The organism is Levilinea saccharolytica, from assembly GCF_001306035.1.
In the GTDB taxonomy this organism is placed as follows: domain Bacteria; phylum Chloroflexota; class Anaerolineae; order Anaerolineales; family Anaerolineaceae; genus Levilinea; species Levilinea saccharolytica.
The window spans coordinates 1-19,649 of record NZ_LGCM01000014.1 but is presented as its reverse complement, the minus strand read 5'-3'; the positions used below and the strand labels follow the sequence as shown (position 1 = coordinate 19,649).

The 19,649-nt window shown below is 63.0% G+C and carries 17 protein-coding genes; 8 read left to right on the top strand and 9 right to left on the bottom strand.

Annotated elements, in window-relative coordinates; translation table 11 throughout:
* The first annotated feature begins 1 nt into the window (after nucleotide 1).
* The 3 genes from ADN01_RS02875 to ADN01_RS02865 all read left to right on the top strand — a co-directional run bounded on the left by ADN01_RS02875 (nucleotide 2) and on the right by ADN01_RS02865 (nucleotide 5,541).
* Nucleotides 2-898: a PfkB family carbohydrate kinase gene (locus ADN01_RS02875; protein WP_062417001.1), complete on the top strand. Its 897-nt coding sequence runs from the start codon at nucleotides 2-4 to the stop codon at nucleotides 896-898.
* Between the two features lie 135 nt (nucleotides 899-1,033).
* Nucleotides 1,034-1,342, top strand: coding sequence for a YciI family protein (locus tag ADN01_RS02870; protein WP_062417002.1), 309 nt, complete (start codon nucleotides 1,034-1,036; stop codon nucleotides 1,340-1,342).
* 158 nt (nucleotides 1,343-1,500) lie between these two features.
* Nucleotides 1,501-5,541: a GAF domain-containing protein gene (locus ADN01_RS02865; protein ID WP_082142604.1), complete on the top strand. Its 4,041-nt coding sequence runs from the start codon at nucleotides 1,501-1,503 to the stop codon at nucleotides 5,539-5,541.
* Between the two features lie 4 nt (nucleotides 5,542-5,545).
* On the opposite strand, the gene ADN01_RS02860 is transcribed toward ADN01_RS02865, so the two are convergent.
* The gene (locus ADN01_RS02860) at nucleotides 5,546-6,283 is read right to left on the bottom strand and encodes a class I SAM-dependent methyltransferase (RefSeq protein WP_062417004.1); all 738 of its coding nucleotides are present in this window, start codon (nucleotides 6,281-6,283) and stop codon (nucleotides 5,546-5,548) included.
* A gap of 59 nt (nucleotides 6,284-6,342) precedes the next feature.
* Nucleotides 6,343-7,710: a glycerate kinase type-2 family protein gene (locus ADN01_RS02855; RefSeq protein ID WP_062417005.1), complete on the bottom strand. Its 1,368-nt coding sequence runs from the start codon at nucleotides 7,708-7,710 to the stop codon at nucleotides 6,343-6,345.
* Nucleotides 7,711-7,809: 99 nt separating this feature from the next.
* Between ADN01_RS02855 and modA the strand changes: the two genes are divergently transcribed.
* On the top strand, nucleotides 7,810-8,658 hold the full coding sequence (gene modA / locus ADN01_RS02850; protein WP_082142605.1) for a molybdate ABC transporter substrate-binding protein: 849 nt from the start codon (nucleotides 7,810-7,812) through the stop codon (nucleotides 8,656-8,658).
* 9 nt (nucleotides 8,659-8,667) lie between these two features.
* On the opposite strand, the gene ADN01_RS02845 is transcribed toward modA, so the two are convergent.
* Nucleotides 8,668-9,663 (bottom strand): phosphotransferase, encoded by a 996-nt coding sequence (locus ADN01_RS02845; RefSeq protein WP_062417007.1) that lies wholly within the window; start codon nucleotides 9,661-9,663, stop codon nucleotides 8,668-8,670.
* A 190-nt stretch (nucleotides 9,664-9,853) separates the two neighbouring features.
* Here ADN01_RS02845 and prxU point away from each other — a divergent pair, with 190 nt between their 5' ends.
* On the top strand, nucleotides 9,854-10,564 hold the full coding sequence (gene prxU / locus ADN01_RS19865; RefSeq protein ID WP_082142606.1) for a thioredoxin-dependent peroxiredoxin: 711 nt from the start codon (nucleotides 9,854-9,856) through the stop codon (nucleotides 10,562-10,564).
* Between the two features lie 92 nt (nucleotides 10,565-10,656).
* On the opposite strand, the gene ADN01_RS02835 is transcribed toward prxU, so the two are convergent.
* Nucleotides 10,657-11,268, bottom strand: a complete 612-nt coding sequence (locus tag ADN01_RS02835; RefSeq protein WP_082142607.1) for a DUF2202 domain-containing protein — start codon at nucleotides 11,266-11,268, stop codon at nucleotides 10,657-10,659.
* 163 nt (nucleotides 11,269-11,431) lie between these two features.
* On the opposite strand from ADN01_RS02835, the gene ADN01_RS02830 reads away from it, so the two are divergent.
* Nucleotides 11,432-12,007: a class I SAM-dependent methyltransferase gene (locus tag ADN01_RS02830; protein ID WP_062417010.1), complete on the top strand. Its 576-nt coding sequence runs from the start codon at nucleotides 11,432-11,434 to the stop codon at nucleotides 12,005-12,007.
* A gap of 64 nt (nucleotides 12,008-12,071) precedes the next feature.
* Here the strand turns inward: ADN01_RS02830 and ADN01_RS02825 are convergent, their stop codons facing one another.
* Genes ADN01_RS02825 through ADN01_RS02815 form a run of 3 tightly spaced genes read right to left on the bottom strand, consistent with a single transcriptional unit; the run spans nucleotide 12,072 to nucleotide 15,030 of the window.
* Complete coding sequence (locus ADN01_RS02825) at nucleotides 12,072-12,842, bottom strand: class I SAM-dependent methyltransferase (protein WP_062417011.1); 771 nt, start codon at nucleotides 12,840-12,842, stop codon at nucleotides 12,072-12,074.
* Between the two features lie 9 nt (nucleotides 12,843-12,851).
* Complete coding sequence (locus ADN01_RS02820) at nucleotides 12,852-13,409, bottom strand: hemerythrin domain-containing protein (protein WP_062417012.1); 558 nt, start codon at nucleotides 13,407-13,409, stop codon at nucleotides 12,852-12,854.
* 46 nt (nucleotides 13,410-13,455) lie between these two features.
* Nucleotides 13,456-15,030: a nitrite reductase gene (locus ADN01_RS02815; RefSeq protein WP_062417013.1), complete on the bottom strand. Its 1,575-nt coding sequence runs from the start codon at nucleotides 15,028-15,030 to the stop codon at nucleotides 13,456-13,458.
* Nucleotides 15,031-15,161: 131 nt separating this feature from the next.
* Here ADN01_RS02815 and ADN01_RS02810 point away from each other — a divergent pair, with 131 nt between their 5' ends.
* Entirely contained in the window at nucleotides 15,162-15,350 is a 189-nt protein-coding gene (locus tag ADN01_RS02810) for a hypothetical protein (protein WP_062417014.1), read from the top strand.
* A gap of 71 nt (nucleotides 15,351-15,421) precedes the next feature.
* On the opposite strand, the gene ADN01_RS02805 is transcribed toward ADN01_RS02810, so the two are convergent.
* On the bottom strand, nucleotides 15,422-16,258 hold the full coding sequence (locus ADN01_RS02805) for a hypothetical protein (protein WP_062417015.1): 837 nt from the start codon (nucleotides 16,256-16,258) through the stop codon (nucleotides 15,422-15,424).
* A 90-nt stretch (nucleotides 16,259-16,348) separates the two neighbouring features.
* Here ADN01_RS02805 and ADN01_RS02800 point away from each other — a divergent pair, with 90 nt between their 5' ends.
* Complete coding sequence (locus ADN01_RS02800; protein WP_062417016.1) at nucleotides 16,349-17,281, top strand: 4Fe-4S binding protein; 933 nt, start codon at nucleotides 16,349-16,351, stop codon at nucleotides 17,279-17,281.
* On the opposite strand, the gene ADN01_RS02795 is transcribed toward ADN01_RS02800, so the two are convergent.
* Nucleotides 17,256-19,649: peptidoglycan-binding protein (locus tag ADN01_RS02795; RefSeq protein ID WP_152974001.1), on the bottom strand; the 2,394-nt coding region annotated here is incomplete at its 5' end. The two genes, ADN01_RS02800 and ADN01_RS02795, sit on opposite strands and share 26 nt — an antisense overlap.

Below are 19,649 nucleotides of genomic sequence, written 5' to 3'. Positions count from 1 at the left end.
GATGGATATATCCATCGGGTCGGTGATTTTAGATGACATCATCCTCCCCGACGGGCAGGCGCACATGGCCCGCCTGGGCGGGGGCGCTGTGCACGCGGTGATGGGCATGCGCGTGTGGAGCCAGACGGTGGGTCTGCTGACCCCAGTGGGCCCCGACTGCCCGGCGAGCGTTTTGCAGGCCCTGGGCGCATGTTTTGACCTGGGCGGGCTGATTGTGCGCGAACACATCAAAACCCCGCGCGCCTGGCAGCTGTTTGAGACAGACGGAACCCGCAACGAGGTCTTCCGCACCGATTTTCAGGAGCTGGTGGATACCTTCCCGCGTGTGGATGAGATTCCGGCGGGTTGGCCGCCCCTGCGCTCGGTGCATCTGCACTGCCCGCCGCATCAGGTTCCGGTGTGGGCGGCAGCCCTGCGTCAGCGCGGCAGCGGCCTGATCCTGTGGGAGCCGTACGACGGCTTCTGCACCGCCGAAAACCTGGGCCGCTTTGGGGAATATGCCCGCCTGGTGGATGTGGTTTCGCCCAATTTGAATGAAGGCCGCGCTCTGACCGGCGAGACTCAGCCGGAACGGGTGCTGGCGGCACTGCTGGCGGCGGGGGCGCGCACGGCGGCCCTGCGCATGGGCGCGCTGGGCAGCCTGGTGGGCAGCGCAGAGAGTTCTCCCCTGCCGGTGCCTGTGGCCCCGGCGGCGCGGGTGGTGGATGTGACCGGCGCGGGCAACGCCTACTGCGGCGGGTTCATCGTGGGGTTGGCTGAGACCGGCAGTTTGCAGCAGGCCGGGGGGTATGGTGCGGTGGCGGCCTCGTTTGCCCTGGAGCAGTTTGGGGCCTTGTACGATACCCAGAATCTGCGCGCGCGAGCGGAAGAACGGCTGGCGCGGCTGCGTTGGGAATAAATCCCTTGGGTGGGGCGGTCATCTGCGCCGCCCCTTACAATCTGGTAAGGTAGACGGTTAGGCCGCGGCTGGAGCGCGATGAGGCTCTGGTTTCTTTTATAATGGGAGTGTGGATCATCCTTCTGGGGAGGGCTTATGAAGCACTTTTTGATTGAGATCACCTACACCGTTCCGGCGGAAGGCCTGGGCGAGGTGGTAGCTGCGCACCGCGCTTTCCTGCGCGAGGGCTACGACCGCGGACTTTTGCTGCTGTCGGGGCCGCAGGTTCCGCGCGTGGGGGGCATTGCCGTGGGGCGGGCTGAATCACGCGAAGAAATCGAAGCCTTTTTTAATCAAGATCCCTATTTGCAGGCTGGGGTGGCCACACACCGCATCGTGGAGTTTGACCCCGTGCTGCGGCAGGATTGGCTGGAAACCTGGGTGATGGGACAGTCCGGCAGTTGAGCGTTTCTGCCTTGGCTGTGCCCCGCAATTATCTTTTGTCGGTTGAAAGGGTCACGACGGATGAGGTTTAGGCGGTTGAAGTGTTTTCCCCCGCAGGATCCGTTTCGCTGGATACGGGACAGTCTGCGAATTAAATTCATTCGGCTCCGGGTTGGCGCATGAATGCACTTTTGATTCAAATGAAGCGCGGAGGGTTCACCCTGGTGGAAGGTTTGTTGTCCGGGGTGGGCGAGGATATTCTCCCGCTGAAACTGGAAGTGTGCGGCGTTTTAGAAGAGGGTTTGCAGCGCCTGTCTCAGGGTGATTTCAGTATCGTGATCATTGACCTGGATATCCCCGGCTGTAACGGCCTGGAGACTGTCCACGAGGTGCGGCGGCGCGCTCCGGACGCGGCTGTGGTAGTTTTGTCCTCCGTAGAGGACGACGCATTCGCCTGGCAGGCGGTGCGGCAAGGGGCCGAAGATTTCCTGCAAAAAAGAGAGCTCAACCGCACCCTGATGATCCGTTCGCTGCGCTACGCCTATGAGCGCCAGCGCATGGCGGTGGAACGCAGCCGTACCCTGAGCGATCTGCGCCTGGTGATTGAGAAAAACTCCGAGGGCATGCTCATTTTGGGGGCGGATGGGCGCGTGCTGTTTGCCAACCCGGAAGCCCTGCGTTTATTTGACAGCACCCCCGAAGCGCTGATCGGCAGCGGGTTGGACGGGCGCATCCGCACGTTGGCGGATGGGCAGACGGCGGAAGTGTGGGTTGGGGGGCAGATGCACGCCCTGGCGGAAATGCGGCGCGCCGCGCTGACCTGGGAACAGCAGCCGGCCACCTTGCTCTCTCTGCGCGACATCACCCAACAAAAAGAGGCCGAAGCCCGCCTGCGTCAATCGGAAGAGCGCTACCGCGGCATTTCTGAACTGGTTTCAGACTATGCCTATTCATTCCGCATTGGGCCGGACGGCAAAGCCCACGTGGAATGGGTCACCGATTCATTCCAGCGCATCACCGGCTACTCCCTGGAAGAGGCGTTAGCGCTGGGCGGCTGGCGTTATCTGCTTCATCCCGACGATGTGCCCAAAATGGGCCGCCTGCGCGAACGGGCCTTTAACGGCGACCCTGGGGCCGATGAATTTCGCGTGTACACCCGCAGCGGCGAAATGCGTTGGCTGCGGCATCACAGCCAGGTGCTGCGAGATCCCGAAAATCACATGCCGCTGCTGTTTTACGGCGGCGGACAGGATATCACCGATCGCAAGCTGGCCGAAGAAGCCTATCAGGCCCTGGTAGATCAGTCGCCGCAGGAGATGGTCATCCTGCAGGCCGGGCGGGTGGTGTTTGCCAACCAGGCCGCCATTGTGCGTGCGCGTTTGTTCCGCGAGGATGTCAGCCAGATTTCCGCGGATGAAATTCTGGCGCGGTTAGACCTGCCTCTGGATGCGCGTGTGGATATTTTCCGCCAGGCGTTGGACTTGCTGGACGGCGGCTATCATCTGCGGCGGGAAATGTGGGTATCGCGCAGCTTTGGCGAAAAGGGGGAGCCGGAAGCAGAAGCGGATGGGCCGCCTTCGCGCCGCAAAGCCTTTTTGGCGCCGAATGAGGCCTGGGTAGAGCTGGTGGTGATGCCCATTGATTACCAGGGCCGGCCGGCTCTGCAAATTTCGCTCAGCGATGTCAGCGAGCGCAAACGGGCCGAGCAGTTGGAACAAACTTTGTACCGCATTTCCGAGACGGTGAACCTGGTGGAAAACCTGGATCAGCTCTACTTCGCGGTGCATACCATCGTCAGCGACCTGATTCCAGCGGACAATTTCTACATCGCCTTGTTGGATGAGGAAAGCGAGCAGATCTACTTCCCCTACTTTGTGGATGAATTTGACAGCACCCCCGAACCGCAGCGCATCCGCCGCGGACTGACCGAATATGTGCTGCGCTCCGGCCGCGCGTTGCTGGCTACCCCCGAAGTCTTTGACCAGTTGGTGGCCGCGGGCGAGGTGGAACAAAAGGGCGCCGATTCGGTGGATTGGCTGGGCGTGCCCTTGCGCCGTGGGGACGGCAAAATCCTGGGGGCTTTGGTGGTGCAAACCTACCAGCATAATCTGCGTTACACCGAGCGCGATCAGGACATTTTGACCTTCGTCTCGCGCCAGATCGCCCTGGTGATCGAACGCAAACGCACCGAAGAGATGCTGCGCGACAGCGAGGAGCACTACCGTACCCTGGTGGAGAATATCCCCGTGGGGGTGTACCGCACCACCCCCGGGCCAGAAGGATCCTTCCTGACGACCAACCCGGCCCTGCGCCAGATGTTCGGCTTTCGCAGTGAAGAAGAAGCCCGTCAGGTGCACACCTGCGACCTGTATGCGCAGCCGCAGGAGCGCAAGGCCTTCTCAGACCGCATGCTGGCCGAAGGGGCGGTGACCGGTGTGGAACTGCTGCTGCGGCGGCGCGACGGCAGCACCTTCTGGGGGTTGGTGAACGCCAAGGTGCTGTATGACGATGAAACCGGCCTGCCGGTGTGCTTTGACTGCACCTTGCAGGATATCACCGAGCGCAAGCTGGGCCAGCGCCAGCGCGAAAGCCTGGCGGCCATGGCCTTTGCCCTGCGCGAGACACCCACGCGCGCCGAAACACTGACCACCCTGCTGGATGAGATTTTGGTGCTGATTGAGGCCGATATTGTGGCCGTGGCCCTGTTGGACGCCTTCTCATCCGAGGTGGTGATTGAACTGGCCCGCGGCGCCCAGGCCGAGCGCCTGACCGGCGTGCGCATGCCGCTGAATGAATCCGCCATCGGCAACGTGATTCTCACCGGCAAGGCGTACTTGAGCAATCAGGTGCAGACCGACGCCGCCCGCATGCTGCTGCCGGAAGCGGCGGCGGAGATGCGCGCGGTGGCCCTGGTTCCGCTGCTGGCCGAGGGCAACCCCATCGGCGCGCTCTTCATCGGCGGGCGCCACACCGTGCGCGGCGAAGATTTTCAGCTGCTGCGCGCTATCGCCGATCTGGCTGCCAGCGCCATTCAGCGCGCCACTCTGGCGGAGCAGACCGAGAGCCGCCTGCAGCGCCTGAGCCTGCTGCGCACCATCAGCGCCACCATCAGCGCCACGCCCGACCTCAACCAGACCCTGGATGCCCTCATGGAGCAAATTGTCTCCCAGGGGCAGGCGGATGCGGCCGATATCCTGCTGTTCGAGCCGGAAGCGGGGCTGCTGCGCTATGCGGCGGGCACGGGGTTCCGCGACCCCTCCTTCCAAAATGTGGCTCTACGCCTGGGTCAGGGCGAGGGCGGGCGCGCTGTGCTGGAACGCAGGACGGTCCAAATCCCCGATCTGCTGCGCTCCGAGGGGCATGTGCAGGAGCCGATCTGGATTGAGGTGGAAAACTTCCGCTCTTACTATGCTGTGCCGCTGATCGTCAAAAATTCGATCAAAGGTGTGCTGGAGACCTTCCACCGCCAGCGGCAGCTGCCCACGCCCGAATGGACGGAATTCCTGGAATCCCTGGCGCGGCAGGTGGCTTTGGCACTGGACCGCAGCGAGCTGATTCAATCCCTGATGCACTCCAACGAGGAGCTTTCTGAGGCTTACCAGGCCACCATTCAAGGCTGGTCGGCGGCCTTGGATTTGCGCGATAAAGAAACCCAGGGTCACAGCTTGCGTGTGGCCAACTGGACGCTGCGCCTGTCGCGCGCGATGGGGGTGGCGGAGGAAGAGCTGAGCCCCATCTGGCGCGGGGCGCTGCTGCATGACATCGGCAAGATGGCCATCGCCGACAGCGTGCTCTTGAAGCAGGGCATGCTTTCCACGATGGAATGGGAGATCATGCGCCAGCATCCCGTGTATGCCTACCAACTGCTGCGGCCGATCACCTTCTTACAGTCGGCTCTGGATATCCCCCATTATCATCATGAACATTGGGACGGCAGCGGCTACCCCGAAGGGCTGGCGGGCGAAGCCATCCCCCTGGCGGCGCGGATTTTCTCGGTGGTGGATGTGTGGGATGCGCTGCGCTCCGACCGTCCCTACCGCCCGGCCTGGCCCGAAGAAAAGGTCATTGAATACATCCGCGAGCAAAGTGGCAAGCATTTTGACCCCAAAGTGGTGCAGGTTTTCCTGGAACTGCTGGAACAGCAAGCGTTTACAGACGAAAGCGGGCCGGACCCGCAAATGATGGCCGACCCGCTGGCTTTGTTGACCAAAATCATTTAGGGGGTCAACGCACCGCCCAACACAAGATGTAACGCGATACGCCTGTGATCGGCCCGCGTTGGAGGTCGCGCTCCAGGCGTTCCATGCCGCGTTGGAAAGCTTCGTCGGAGATCAGGTGCAGGGCCGAAAAGGCCTTGTCGCGGTAGCGGCCCGCATCCGTCAGAGTGTAGCGGTATGAGACCAGCGTTTCGGAGAGGGAGGTAAAGCCCGCCGCGCGCATGTATTCGCGCAGATCGGCGATGCGCGGGTAACGCTTCAGCTCCACCTCGACCGTTTCGGGGAAATACACAGTCATGGGCATACGGTTGCGGATGATCTCTTCGGAATCGGTGGCGGTGCAGATGCGGCCGCCTTTGGCCAGCACCCGGTAAGCTTCCTGATAATGCTTTTCACGGTCATTCACATGATGAATCACGTCCACCGAGAAGACCAGGTCAAACGATTCCGGGGGAAAATCCAGGTTTTCGGCGGATCCGCTGAGATGGGTGACATTGGGGTTGCTTTCGCGGGCGATGGACAGCATTTGTTCGTGCGGATCAATCCCCCAGGACCGGCAGCGGGTGATTTCCTGGAGGGTGTTGATGTAATTTCCTGTGCCGCAGCCGACTTCGAGAACGCGGGTTTTGCTGTTGATGTTGGCGGCCGTGACCAGTTCGCTGATGATTTCGGGGTGAACGCGGCGGTGGCGGGCGTAGTCAAAAGCGATCTGGTTATAATCTATGCGGCTTTTGAGGGGGGACATACCATGAGCTCCTGAGCGGGGTGGAAAAACTCCGATATTGTAATTGTATCTGAAAACACCTAGAAAACGAATACAAAAGTCAGATCGTTGACGTTGGTTTGGGTGGGCCCGGTCAAAAGTAAATCATCCAGCGCGCTAAAGAAGGCAAACGAATCGCTGCGCTCCAAAAAGTCCGCGGGGTTCAGCCCCAGGGCCTGGGCGCGCGCCAGGCTTTCGCCGCTGGCCGCGGCCCCCGCCGCCGGGGAGGGGCCGTCGCCGCCGTCGGTGGCCAGGCTGATCAGGCACACGTCGGGCAGCCCGGCCAGGTCTGCCACCGCGCCCAGCACCAGTTCCTGGTTGCGCCCGCCCAACCCGTCCCCGCGCACGGTGACGGTGGTTTCGCCGCCCGCGATGAGGCAGGCTGGGGCGGGCAGCGGCTGACCATCGGTGCGCACCTGCCGGGCGACGGCAGCCAAAAAGCGCCCCGCCTGAGCCGCTTCCCCTTGCAGGCAGGTGGTGAGCACCGCCGTGTGAAAGCCGAACCCCTGGGCGCACTGCGCGGCGGCCTGGGCGGCCTGGGGCAGGCTGGCGATGACCGCGGTTTGGGTGCGGGCAAACAGCGGGTCTTGGGGTTTGGGTGTGTCGGGGATTTTTCCAGCCAGACCGGCTTGCAGATAGGCGCGCAGTCCGCCGGGCAGGGCAGCTTGCAGTCCGTAACGCTGGAGGATGCCCCAGGCGTCGGCATAGGTGCTGGGGTCGGGGACGGTGGGGCCGGAGGCGATCACATCCAGGGGGTCGCCGATCACATCTGAGAGGATCAGGCTGAGGATGGGCGCGGGTGCGGCGCGCTGGGCCAGCCGCCCGCCTTTCACCTGGTCGAGGTGCTTGCGCAGGGTGTTGATGTCTTGAATGGGCGCGCCGGAGCGCAGCAGCAGTTGGGTGAGGGTTTGCAGATCACCCAGCCCCACGCCGGGGACGGGGGCGGTGAGCAGGGCCGAGCCGCCGCCGGAGATCAGACACAGGACCAAATCGCGCGGGCCGGCCGAATCGAGCAAGGCCAGCACCGCCTGGGCGGCCTGCAGACTGCGTTCATCCGGGACGGGGTGCCCGGCCAGGTGCAGACGGGTGCGGCGCAGTTGGTTTTGGGGGGGCAGATGGCCGTCTTTGGTGACGGCCTCTCCGGCGGTCAGCCGCGGGCCAAGCACCGCTTCTGCCGCCAGGCTCATAGGATAAGCCGCCTTGCCAAAAGCTGTCAGAAAAACCCGTTCAAAATCATCCAGGTTCCAGGTTTGCCCGTGCAGGCACAGTTGGCTGTCTTGCAGGGTCAGGGCGCGCTGCACGGCGGCGTAGGGATCCACGGCCTGCAGGGCCGCGGCCATCACTGCTGTGATTTGCGATCCGTGGGGGTGGGCGCGCAGGGTGTGGGTGAGCAGGGAGTCGGGGTTCATGGGGGCCTTTGCTTTTTTGGCGATGTCCTCATTCTACCGCTTTTTCGGCAGACGCAAACCTCACTGCGGCAGGCGTGATATAATCTTTATACTCATAAAATGAGTATAAAGCGATTTATCCATCCCACCCATGCAGCGAACCAGGAGAAACGCGTGATGCGGCGAGCAGGTTTCATCTTTTTGATCTTGCTGGGATTATTATCGGCGTGCGCGACCCCACCGGCGTCGGCGCAGGAACTCACCGTCTTGGCGGCGGCTTCTTTGACCGAGCCGTTTGGGGAAATTGGCGCTCGTTTTGAAGCCCTGCATCCCGGCGTGCGTATGCAGTTCAGCTTTGCGGCTTCGTCGCAGCTGGCCCAGCAAATTGTCAGCGGGGCGCAGGCGGATGTGTTTGCCAGCGCCAATATGCAGCAGATGACGGCTGCAGCCGAGGCCGGACGGGTGGCAGAAAGCGGATCGGCTGTCTTTGCGCGCAACCGGCTGGTGGTGATCGCGCCGCTGAAAAACCCGGCGGGGCTGCAAAGCCTGCAAGACCTGGCGCGCCCGGGCGTCAAGCTGGTTTTGGCCGCGGCCGAGGCTCCGGTGGGTCAATACACCCTGGAATTTTTGGAAAAAGCCAGTCAGGACGGGGATTTTGGGGCGGATTTTCAGGCCAGGGTGATTCAGAATGTGGTGTCGTATGAGAGCACCGTCAAGGCCGTGCTGACCAAGGTGATTTTGGGCGAGGCGGACGCGGGGATTGTGTATGCCAGCGACCTTTCACAGTCAGCCGCTGCACAGGTGGTGCAGTTCCAGATTCCTGAGGCGCTCAACGTCACCGCGGTGTACCCCATCGCCGTGCTGAAGGATGCCGCGGATCCGGCTTTGGCCGCAGAATTTGCTGCGCTGGTGCGTTCCCCCGAGGGGCAGCAGATTCTGGCCAAATACGGCTTTCTGGCCGGGGAATAAGGCCGCCGTTTAATTCGTGTGAGTTTCTTCCAGCGCTAAAAATTCGCCCAGGTAGGCCGGAACCGCATCTTGATATTCGGGCACGAGGTCAGCCGGCAGGTGGCGGATGACCCAATGCCAGGTGAGGGCGCGGGCGGGCATGGCGGCGCGCTGTGAGAGGGCAAAAATTTCCAGCAAGGCCGGGCGGGGGGCAAAACCGCTCCAGGCTTCCAAATAGGCGTCGCGCATGCGCACACATTCCGGCGCGCTGGGCAGCAGCCCCAGGCGGTTTTCCACACTGCGCAGAGTCACCAGCAGCGAAAAGAAGGGGTGAGCCAGGGCGCTTTCACCCCAGTCGGTGAACCAGCAGCCCTGGCTGTGCACGAAGATGTTGGCATCGTGAAAATCATCGTGGTGCAGCGTGTCGGGCAGCCCGCTGGCGGCCAGCTCGGCGCACAGGGCGCCCAGGGCGGGCAGACGCTGGCGCAGGCGCGCGACCTGCTCATGGGTCAGGCTGTCTTCGCCGCCGGTGATCAGCGCGCCGCCGTCTTCCAGCAGGGCGGCGGTATCCGCGGCCAGGCGGACGGGGCGGCGGTCAAAAATGCCCAGGCGCAGCAGGTCGGCGGCGCGGGCAGCCAGTTCCATTTGCACTTCAGCAAAGAGCGGCAGAAGGTCTTCCCAGCGGCGCAGGTCAGCCGGGGTGTGCAGGTGGGCGCGCAGGGGTGTGCCCGCATCCGGCAGCAGCAGCCAGCCGCGCTCCACATCGGCGGCCAACACCGGCAGCATGCAGTCGGGCCGCCATGCGGCAAGCGCCTGGGTGAGGGCCGCCTCGTGGGCCAGATAAGGCGCGCTGGCCTTGAAAAACAGCCTGCCTCGCTGGCTTTCGGCAGTCAGCACCGTGGACCAGGGGCGCACATGCTCCTGGCGGATGGGCGTCAGCAAAGACAGCCCCAGGCGGTCAGCCTGTTGGCGAATCCAATCTTGTGCTTCTTCCAGCCACTGCGGTTGGGTCCAGGGGAGGGGCATGGGGACGGCTCCAAAAAGGGGGATTTGTGGATTGTACCCGTTTTGGCGGGCGCAGGCCAGCCTGTATGTTGGAAAATTACCTGATAATTTGGGGGAAATTTAGCTCTGTTCCATTTGTTTTGATTTGGAAACCTTGCTATAATCAATAAAGGACACCCCCCATATCCAGCTTGACCCAAAAGGAGGCAGTATGGCAGAAGCCAAAGACGGCTGTGTCAAGCCCTCCAAAGGCCCCATCGCTTTGGAGGCTCCCAATCAGGAACCTTTAACCGTAACTTTAGGAAAGGAGGTCTCGAAAATGCTTGCACGCGTGGGCAAACCCGCTCCCGATTTTGAACTGGCCGCGTTTGTGGACGGCGGCTTTAAGAACGTGAGACTCTCAGACTATAAGGGCAAATGGATCGTCATTTGCTTCTATCCGGGTGATTTCACCTTTGTTTGACCGACCGAATTGTCGGCAGTTGCCGTCAAATATCCGGAATTGAAAGAAATGGGTGTGGAGATCTTCGCGCTCAGCACCGACAGCCGTTTCTCCCACAAAATTTGGCAGGAAGAAGAACTCTCTAAGATGGTGCCGGGCGGCGTGCCTTTCCCGCTGCTTTCGGACGCCGGCGGACGAGTTGGAAGCGTGTATGGGGTGTATGACGAAGACGCCGGGGTGGATATCCGCGGGCGGTTCATCATTGACCCTGATTTCAACATCCGCGCGATGGAGGTATTGACCCCCGAGGTTGGGCGCAACGTCAGCGAACTGATTCGCCAGGTGAAAGCCTTCCAACACGTGGTCAAGACCGGCGAAGTGACGCCTTCGGGCTGGCAGCCGGGCAAACCCACTCTCAGCCCGGGCCCCCACCTGGTGGGTAAGGTCTGGAAAGAGTGGAAGCCAGAGGATGCGTTTTAGCCGATCATTTTCATTGGATATGGGCTGGGAGTACATACAACAGCCGCCCCGAAGGGGCGGCTGCTTCTTATTCATTGTGAGGATTTTTCAGCTTATTGGCAGGCCTCAAAGGCGGGCAGGTGCTGGTTCAACGAGGCGCTTTGCAGGTTATCGTACACTTGCAGCAGGCTGGTGTGGGTGGTGACGGCTTTCAAAGTGTCGTAGAGGGCCGCGTCGGCAATCTCGGCCTGCACACCCGCCTGACAGGCTTCGGCCAGGCTGTCAAAACTCACCGGTTGGGCCAGCCCGGGGTTGGCGGGGGCTTCCACGCCGTAGATCTGCGCCTGGCGCAGCAGGGCGTTGACGTGCTGCTGCTCGGAGCGGGCGATTTGCGTAAAGGGCAGCTCGGCCCCCAGGGTGTCCATCACCCCCTGGTACAGATTCAGCGCGCCGTATTCTTCCAAAATGGCATCCTGCAAGCCTTGCGCTTCGGCGGCGGTGAGCGGAGTGGCGGCAGGGTTTTGCAGCGGGGTGCCGGTGCCGTTTCCATTCCCGTTGCCATTTCCAATGCCGCTGCCGTTTCCGGGTTGGCCGTTATTGGGGCCGCCGCGCCGTTCGATGGCGGCAGCTGCGACGTTCTGGGTGGGCAGCAGCAAGGCGGCTGTCAGGGCGATCATCGTGATTCCGGCGAACACGCCGAGAGAAATTTTCATCCAGGTTTTCATTTCGATCTCCTAAGTTCTAAATGGTTTGCTGTGTTTTGATCTTCGATTGAAGACTAGATAGAGGATACAGCAACCAGATTTAGAAATTGTGAAGAACTGATCGGCATGTTGTTAGGGTTGGATCGCGGCGGGGATGTTACAATCTTTTCAAAGGAGATGCGCTATGGGCGGATTTGACCATTTTGACCACTTTGCGCCGGTGTACGAGCGCTTCATTCGCGGCGGCATCCAGGCTGGGCTGCAAGATTTGCTGGGGGATCTGCGAGGTCTGCGCGTGCTGGACGCCGCGGGGGGCACGGGGCGCATCGCCCAATCGCTGACGGGCGCGGGCGCGGCGGCGGTGGTGGTGACGGACGCCTCACCGGCCATGCTGAAGCAGGCCCAGACGAAGCCGGGGCTTCAGGCCGCGCAGGCTTTGGCCGAAGGACTGCCCTTTACGCAGGATCATTTTGACCGCATCCTCATGGTGGACGCACTGCACCATGTGATCGACCAGGCGCAGACGGCGAAGGAGCTCTTCCGCGTGCTGCGCCCCGGGGGGCGGCTGGTGGTGGAAGAGCCAGATATTGACACCTTTGGGGTCAAGCTGATCGCGGTGGCGGAAAAGCTGGCGGGCATGCGCAGCCGCATTCTCAACGCTCGCAAGATGGCGGCGCTGTTTGCGCTGCCGCAGGCGCAGGTGCGCATTCAAAAAGGCCGCGGCACGGTATGGGTGGTGGTGGAAAAGCAGGCGGATTAGGGTTTGGGCTGAGAATCACGCCGCCCCCCGGTTAACGGGGGACGGTTTTGTGTGTGTTGGAGGCTCAGGCGCGCACGGCGCTGAGGATCAGGTTGCCGCTGGCGGCGGGGTCAAAGGCAGAGCCGTCCATGCTGCCGAAGCTGCAGAGGTGTTCAAACCCGGCGCTGCGCAGGGCGGCGCTGAGCTCGGATTCCAGCTGCGGGGCCAGGCGGGTGGTGGTGACGGCCTGCTGCCAGGAGGAATCGGGGGTTGGGCGGTGCAGGGTGAGGATGTTGAAGGTGATCAGCCCATCGGGGTCGTAATCATAAAAGCGCTGGAAGATCCACTCCGCCTCGCCTTCGCGGTGCGCCTGCGGCTCCATAAAGCGTTCGCGGCGGGCCAGCACGGCGTCAAAATTGCGGTTTTGGATCAGCAGCCGCCCGCCGGGGTGCAGCACGGCGGCGAAATCGGCCAGAGCCGCGGCCAGGGCTTGCGGGGTGAGCAGGTGCGGCAGGGAGTTCCCCAGGCAGAGCAGGGCGTCGAAGCTGTGGGGGCCAAAAGCTGCGGCCAGCTCGCCAAAACCGGCGGCCTCAAAGCGCACCGTCCGCCCGGCCTGGGCCGCGTTTTGGCGGGCGCGGGCCACCATACCCGTGCTCAGGTCGGCGCCGGCAGCCGCGTAGCCGCGCTGGGCCAGGGCCAGAGTGTGCATGCCCGTTCCGGCGGCGGCGTCCATCACCCGCACCGGCTGGGGCAGGCCGGAGAGAAACTGTTCCAAGAAGGGCAGCTCAAAAGCCAGCCGCCCCGGCCAAGAGACAAAGCGGTCGTAATCGCTGCTGAAAGAATCGTACATCATCATGCGGCCATCTTACCCTAAACCGGCTTCCACTTCCAGCGATTGGGCCAGCGCCAGATATTTCTCGTGCACGCCCTCGCCGGTTTCCTCATGTTCAACGTGCTCAAAGCCGTCCAGCACGGCGGCGTGCAGCTCGGCAGGGATGACGCGGTCGGCCGCCGGGAAGAGGATGGTATCCTCTTTGAGGATGTGCTGGCGCAGCAGGGCGGCATAGGCGCGGGCGCTGCGGGTCACATCCGGCCGCGCGCTGGCGTCCCCGGCTTCCAGGCTTTGGGCGGCGCTGCGCAGGACCGCGGTGATCTGGCGCGCCTGGGCGTGTTCGGCCAGCATCACCCCCACCGGCCCACCCTGGGCGGGCAGCCCGTGGTCGCCCAGCATCTTAAAGAGCACGCCTTCTTCTTTGCGGTGGTGGCAGCCGTCGGCAAAACCTTGAATGAAGTCGGCGGCGTCCAGGAAGAAGCCGGGGCGAAGGGGCTGGCCTTCGTCCAGCTGGTTGGCGGCGCTTTCCAGGGCGGCGATGACGCGTTCGATGACGCGGTGTTCGGACATTAAGATTTCAGTTGCCTGCATACTTGTTGACTCCTGGGTAACTCAGCCGAAGCTGAGATGGTTTGGGTTAGTGGCCGATGGTTTCGGCGCGGCGGTGGCTGTTGAAAATGCCGGTGGGGGTGTGAATGCCGGTGATCTCGGCCACCTTTTCGAAGGTCTCGGCGTTGTACACGCGCACGATATCCCCGTCCCAGTCGGCGATGTAGACAAATTTGCCGTCCGCGGTGAACTCCGGGTGCAGGGTGCGCTTGCCTTCGCTGATGACCTTGACCACCTGGAAGGGGGCGGTCTTTTCGATCACGGTGATTTTATTCGGCTCTTTGGAGAACACCGAGTCGGCCCAGACGTAGGGCGAATTTTCCTGCACGCGCAGGAACAGGCCCGCACCGGAGGTCTCCACCGCGGCTGCGATCTCGTTGGTGTCTGTATCCCAGATGGTGACTTTACCTTCCCCGGCGTGGGTGGTGGCGGCGTAGGAATGGCCGTCGGCTTCCCAGGCCGCACCGGAACCCGGGTGGGGGATGACGCCGGTTTCGATGTTCTTGATCAGCTTCATGCTGTCCACATCAATGGCGGCCATCCAGTTGTCGGTTTGCGCGGCCAGATAAAAGGTGCGGTTATCCAGCGAGAGGAAGCCGTCGTGCAGGATGTGCCCCACTTTTTCCAGCTTGACCAGGGGGAAATCCGGCTTCGACCAGTCAATGCGCCACACCTGCCCGGCCTCTTTGAGCGCCACCAGGAAATACGGCCCGACCAGGTCGGGGGCGGTGTCCATGATGGTGGCCACGCGCGAGTCAATTTCTTTGCCTTCATTGTCGGTGGTGTGGGTGGAGTAATACATCACCAGCTCCAGGGTGTCGGCGTTGAGGATCACCAGGCTGGCGGGCATGTAATTACCGGCGATGAGATATTTGCCGTCATCTGAAATGGCCAGGGCGCGCGCATCCAGGCCGATGCGAATCTTGCGCACGGGCTTCAGGCTGTACAGATCAATCTTAAACACCCAGCCGTCGCGGCCCATGTTGTAGGCCCAGCGCTCCTGGGTGGGGTGGAAGCTGTACCCGTGGGCGCGGTAGGAGGCCGGGATGGTTCCCAGCAGTTCGTGGGTATCCCCGTTGATCACGGCGATGCCCTGATTTTCGCGCTCGGTGACCAGCATGAGGTTATCCAGGTTCATGGGCTTGACCGGCTCGCTGGGCAGTTTGTCCTCGGCGGTGATGACCGTCAGGCTGCCCCAGATGTCTTTCTCGGTCCATTCGGAGGCCGAGGCGGCGGCTTCGGAGCGAATGAAGGCCACCAGCGAGGTGATTTCGGCATCGGAGAGCTGCGTCTTCCAGGGGGGCATGATCGTGCCGGGCTTGCCTTCTTTGATCACATCAAAATAATAAGCATCCTTTTCGGTCAGGCGGCCGGGCAGCAGCGCCGGGCCGGTGGCGCCGCGGCGGTCGGGGGCGTGGCAGCCGGAGCAGGAATCCAGGTAATATTCCTGCACCTGTTTGCCCTTGACCAGGGCCACGCCCTCGGCCTGGGCCTGGGCCGCGCCGGTGGGTTCGGGGGCGGGGGTCTGAGCGGCGCAGGCGGCCAAAAAGACCACCAGGAACAGAGCGGAGGCGAACAAAACGGGTTTCCAAAGCGATTTCATGGAAGATCTCCTTTTGATGAGCGGCAGGCGGCCATATATTGTCAGTTTAAGATAAAATTAGTCGGGTTTCTTTGCGCTGGCACAAACAGGCCGCAGTGCAAAGCCCCTATACTGACAATACGGAGGCCGTCATGGATCAAAATCAAAAGAAGTGTTTGGTGTGCGAACGCAGCAGCCAGGAAATCCCCTTGCTGGGGCTGACTTATCGGGATGAGCAGTTTTGGATTTGCCCGGAGCATTTGCCGGTATTGATTCACCACCCTGGGCAATTGGTCGGCAAACTGCCGGGGGCGGAGCATTTGGCTCCCCACGAAGACTGAGCGCGGCGTCTGCGGGACGCAGACCCAAAAAGCGCGGCAGGCTGGTTTTTGGCGGCAGCCGCGCTTTGGTTTTAAGCGCCGGGGTTGCCGGGCGGGTAGGCGCGGAGCACGGCGGCGTTAATGTGCCACCAGAACTGGCCGCGCGGCCATCCCAAAGCCCTGGCCAACTGGTTCTCCAAATCCGCGGGGTTCAGGGGTTTGGCCAAAACCGAGCGCAGCGCATCCGGCTGCTGTTCCAGCAGGTAGCGGGTGATCCAGTAGCCGCGGGCGTACATTTCCAGGATCTGCTCCGGCTTGCGGAGGGAAATGCGCGCCTCAAAACGCTGGTGTTGGCGCTGGGCGGCGCGCTGGGTAAATTCCAGGGTTTCGGGCAGCACCGTCTGCATGCCCAGCAGGCGGTCGGAGGTGAGCATGGCCATGCCCTCGCTCAGCCATACCGGCAGCCGCAGGTGCAGACTGTAAGCGTGGGTCAGCTCGTGGGAAAGTACCACGCGGAATTTATCGGCCTCGTCCTCGATTTTGACAAACAGCTTTTGCCCCAGGTTCGTATCGGATTGGCGCAGGTGGGGCGGTGATTTGACCGTGACCAGACTGACCATTGGAAAGCGCTGCGTCCAACCCCCGGCCAGCTTCCACAGGCGGTTGAGGAAGACGTACCGAAAGGGCAGCGTCAGCAGCACCGCCAGCTTTCCATCCAGCGGTGCGCCGTGCAGCAGGGCGCGCAGCCAATTGGCATGCAGGTACACGCGAACCTGACGCGGGGGCTGGAGACCCCACAGGGATTCGACCAGCGGCAGGGATTGGCGGATCGCCTCGGCAGCCAATTCCACATAGGGGGCTTCTTCCGGGGGGCAGTACAGCCGCACATGCTCTGCAATCACCAGGGTTTGTATGGATTGAGCGGCCATCGGATGGATTCTCCTTTTTTTGACTGTGCTTGTCGGGGGGGAGCTTTCTCGTTACAATGAAAGCAGACCCCGCCGAACGGAGGAAACGCCATGTCCCCTTGGATGCGGCCTTCGACCCTGGAGTTTTTTCGCAGAGCCAAAGCCAAAAAGAATTACCCCGTGACCGAATGGCTGCACGGGTGGTTTTATATGCGCTTCCCCTACGCCTATATCGGCAACGGGCTGGGGACGCGCCAGCCCGCCAAATTGTGGCTGCGCCTGCGGGCGCTGTGGCGGCGCTGGTTCCCGCCCAAAGCCGCCCCCGAGGGGATTTCGAAAGGCGGCCTGGCCTGGGCTGAGGGCTACCACGGCAAGGTCATCCCGCTGCAGGCTGCCCGCGAATGGGTGACGGTGCGCGAGCCGATTGCGGCCGCCCTGCCGGAACAGGTGATCCCCTTTCAGCATGCCCGCGATCTGATCCTGGAGATGCCAGACCATCTGGCCCTGTTGGACTGCCCCTGCCGCGCGGCGCGCGAAAACCCCTGCCTGCCTTTGGACGTGTGCCTGGTGGTGGGGGAGCCTTTCGTCAGCATGGTGATCGAACACCATCCCCAGCGTTCGCGGCGGGTGAGCAGCGCCGAGGCTCTGGCGGTTTTGGAAGCCGAAGAGCGGCGCGGGCATGTGCACCACGCCTTTTTCAAAGAAGCCCTCCTGGGGCGCTTTTACGCCATCTGCAACTGCTGTTCCTGCTGCTGCGGGGCCATGCAGGCCCAGCGCGGCGGTACGCCCATGCTGATTCCTTCGGGATACCGCGCTCAAGTGGATGACGATCTGTGCGCCGGCTGCGGAGAATGTGAGGCGGTGTGTCCCTTTGGGGCTGTCTCCGCCGCGGCGGGCCCCGCCCAGGTGGACGCCGCCGCCTGTATGGGCTGCGGCGTGTGCGTCAGCCACTGCCCCCAGGAGGCCCTGGCGCTGGTTCTCGACCCGCAAAAAGGCGCGCCTTTGGAGGTGCACAGCCTTATTTCGACACCGCCGAGCTGCTGAACAGGGCTTTCCAGGTCAGCGGCCCCACCACGCCGTCCACGACCAGGTTGTTGCGCTGCTGAAAATTGCGCACGGCCTGGCCTGTTTTTTCGCCAAAGATGCCGTCCGGAATGCCCACCTCGCTGTACCCCAGGGCCTGCAGCCGCTGCTGCAATTGCAGCACATCCGCGCCGGTGGTGCGCGGGTCGGTGAGCGCAAGCGTGCGGTAAAAGGTGACCTGGGTGGGGGTCAGCGTGGCGGGGATGGGCGTGGGCGAGAGGGTGGGCGTGACGGGGGTGGAGGTGAGCGGCGGGCCAGAGAGCTGACAGGCGGGGCTGGTCGGGGCCGAACCGGCGGGCAGCAAATGGGCGCCGGGCTGCCCCCATACGCGGGCAATGCCGTCGCCGCCCAGGCTGAGCAGCAGCCGCCCATCTGCGCTGAACTGCAAATCACGCAGTTGGCTGAGGTGCGCCTGCCATTGAGATACCACGCTTTGCGTTTTCAAATCAATCATGCGGATAACGCCGCCCGCATCCCCGGCCGCCAGCAGACAGCCGTTGGGGCTGAAGACCAGGCGCGTGGCGGTGGGGCCGTCGGTGGGGATGGTGAAGCTCTGCTGGGTGTTGACGTTCCACACAATGAAGGCCTGATCCTGACTGGCCGCCAGCAGGCTGGCATCCGCGTTGACCGCGAAATAATTCAGCGTCCCCGGCTGGGGCGGGCTGAACTGGCGCAGCAGGCTGCCTGTGCTCAGGTCCCACAGGGTGGGCTGATCCAGCCCCACAGCCAGCCAGCGCCCATCTCGGCTGGTCTCCAACCGGCCGTAGGGGCTGGCGATGCTGCGCAGGGTCTGGCCGTTTTCCTGGCTGAGCAGGCGAAACTCCGCACCCTGACTGTAAGCGCCGGAAGTGACCACCACCACCTGCGGGCTGCCGCCGGTTTGGGCCAGGGCGAAGGCGTCATTCTGCGAAGGGTAGGTGCGCAGCAGGCTCAGGTCGCTCAGGGAAGAGCGCTGAACGCCGCCGTCTTCGTCGGCGCTGAACAGGCTTTTTCCGTCCTCGGCGAAGGCCAGGCGGCGCACCACTTTGGGATGGGCGGCGCGAGACACAGCCGGTTTGAGTTCGGCGGCAGGGACGGGGACCGCCCCCAGGGGATACAGCGCCAGGCTGCCGTCGGTCAGACCGGCTGCCAAAACAGGCTGACCTTCGCGCTGACCCAGGGCCGCCGTGAAGATCTGGCGGGTGTCATTTTCCAGCGCGCTCAGCCTTTGGCCGCTGGGCACATCCCACACCTCCAGCGTGCCGCCGTAGGCCACGGCCAGGGTGTTCCCGCCGCTGGCGGGGTTGAGGGCCATGTGCAGGTACGTGCATTCTGGGCAGGGCGACAGGCTGTGAATGGGGGTTTTGGGGGTCGGGCTGCCCAGGTTCCAAAAATGGATCTGCCCGCTTTGCAGCCAGCCCATTTCTCTGCGGGCGGCGTTGTAGACCAGATTATCGAAGGTGTCGGGTGCATCGTAAATGATCTGGTTGGACAGGCGTTTAATCTGACTGGTGTCCCAGGTGCCGATTTCGTAGCGCAGCTTGCCCACCGGATTGCAGTTGGGGCTGCTTTCGGTGCAGGGCGGATCCAGGTAGGAGATGAAGCAGGCCAGCAGGAAGGTGCTGCCGTAGGTGTTTTCGGCGGAACACCGCCCGCTGCTCAGACGGTCGCGGGTGGTGCTGCTGATGGAGGAATTGAGCCGCTGACCGCTGACGACATCCCAGATGTGCACATCCCCCAGGTTGCTGGCGGCTTGAACGCGCTGACCGTTGGCGCTGAAAAACACCCCGATGGTCTCCGGCATGGTGTTGCTCCAACTGTCAAAGGGAGCGGTGGCCGTGAGCGTTTTGAGCAGTTTGCCGGTTTGAGCGTCAAACAGATTCAGGGTGGTTTTGGTGGGTGCATTCCAATCGGAGGAGGCCATCTCATCGGCCGCGGCCGCCAGCATTTTGCCGTCGGGTGAGAAGTACACGCTGTACCCCGCCTCGGGCAGCAGCAGGGCGGTATCCCCCGTGGCCCATTCCCAAACCCGCACGGTGCGGTCTCCCTGGGCGGCCGCCAGGCGGCGGCCGTCGGGGCTGAAGGCCAGGGCGTTATAGGGGGCTTCGGGCAGCAGTGCCCGCAGGGGGGTGAGGGTGTCGGCCTGGTACAGCATCACACCGCTGCGCCCGGCGGCGGCCAATACGGTTCCATCCGGCGCATAAGCGATATCCGCGACGGCTCCCAGCGGGGAGAGCTGCAATTGATAGAGCTGCTGCATGTCCCCTACGTTTTTGGGCAGGAGGGCCCAATCGCCGGAGGGGGGCAGGGGCAGCGCCGTAGGGGGCACGGGGCTGGGGGTGTTGGAGGG

Excerpts from the sequence above, each read along its gene's own strand:
- ADN01_RS02875 (WP_062417001.1), top strand. The coding sequence starts at position 2 with ATGGATATATCCATCGGGTCGGTGATTTTAGATGACATCATCCTCCCC.
- ADN01_RS02870 (WP_062417002.1), top strand. The coding sequence starts at position 1,034 with ATGAAGCACTTTTTGATTGAGATCACCTACACCGTTCCGGCGGAAGGC.
- ADN01_RS02865 (WP_082142604.1), top strand. The coding sequence starts at position 1,501 with ATGAATGCACTTTTGATTCAAATGAAGCGCGGAGGGTTCACCCTGGTG.
- ADN01_RS02860 (WP_062417004.1), bottom strand. The coding sequence starts at position 6,283 with ATGTCCCCCCTCAAAAGCCGCATAGATTATAACCAGATCGCTTTTGAC.
- ADN01_RS02855 (WP_062417005.1), bottom strand. The coding sequence starts at position 7,710 with ATGAACCCCGACTCCCTGCTCACCCACACCCTGCGCGCCCACCCCCAC.
- modA (WP_082142605.1), top strand. The coding sequence starts at position 7,810 with ATGAGTATAAAGCGATTTATCCATCCCACCCATGCAGCGAACCAGGAG.
- ADN01_RS02845 (WP_062417007.1), bottom strand. The coding sequence starts at position 9,663 with ATGCCCCTCCCCTGGACCCAACCGCAGTGGCTGGAAGAAGCACAAGAT.
- ADN01_RS02835 (WP_082142607.1), bottom strand. The coding sequence starts at position 11,268 with ATGAAAACCTGGATGAAAATTTCTCTCGGCGTGTTCGCCGGAATCACG.
- ADN01_RS02830 (WP_062417010.1), top strand. The coding sequence starts at position 11,432 with ATGGGCGGATTTGACCATTTTGACCACTTTGCGCCGGTGTACGAGCGC.
- ADN01_RS02825 (WP_062417011.1), bottom strand. The coding sequence starts at position 12,842 with ATGATGATGTACGATTCTTTCAGCAGCGATTACGACCGCTTTGTCTCT.
- ADN01_RS02820 (WP_062417012.1), bottom strand. The coding sequence starts at position 13,409 with ATGCAGGCAACTGAAATCTTAATGTCCGAACACCGCGTCATCGAACGC.
- ADN01_RS02815 (WP_062417013.1), bottom strand. The coding sequence starts at position 15,030 with ATGAAATCGCTTTGGAAACCCGTTTTGTTCGCCTCCGCTCTGTTCCTG.
- ADN01_RS02810 (WP_062417014.1), top strand. The coding sequence starts at position 15,162 with ATGGATCAAAATCAAAAGAAGTGTTTGGTGTGCGAACGCAGCAGCCAG.
- ADN01_RS02805 (WP_062417015.1), bottom strand. The coding sequence starts at position 16,258 with ATGGCCGCTCAATCCATACAAACCCTGGTGATTGCAGAGCATGTGCGG.
- ADN01_RS02800 (WP_062417016.1), top strand. The coding sequence starts at position 16,349 with ATGTCCCCTTGGATGCGGCCTTCGACCCTGGAGTTTTTTCGCAGAGCC.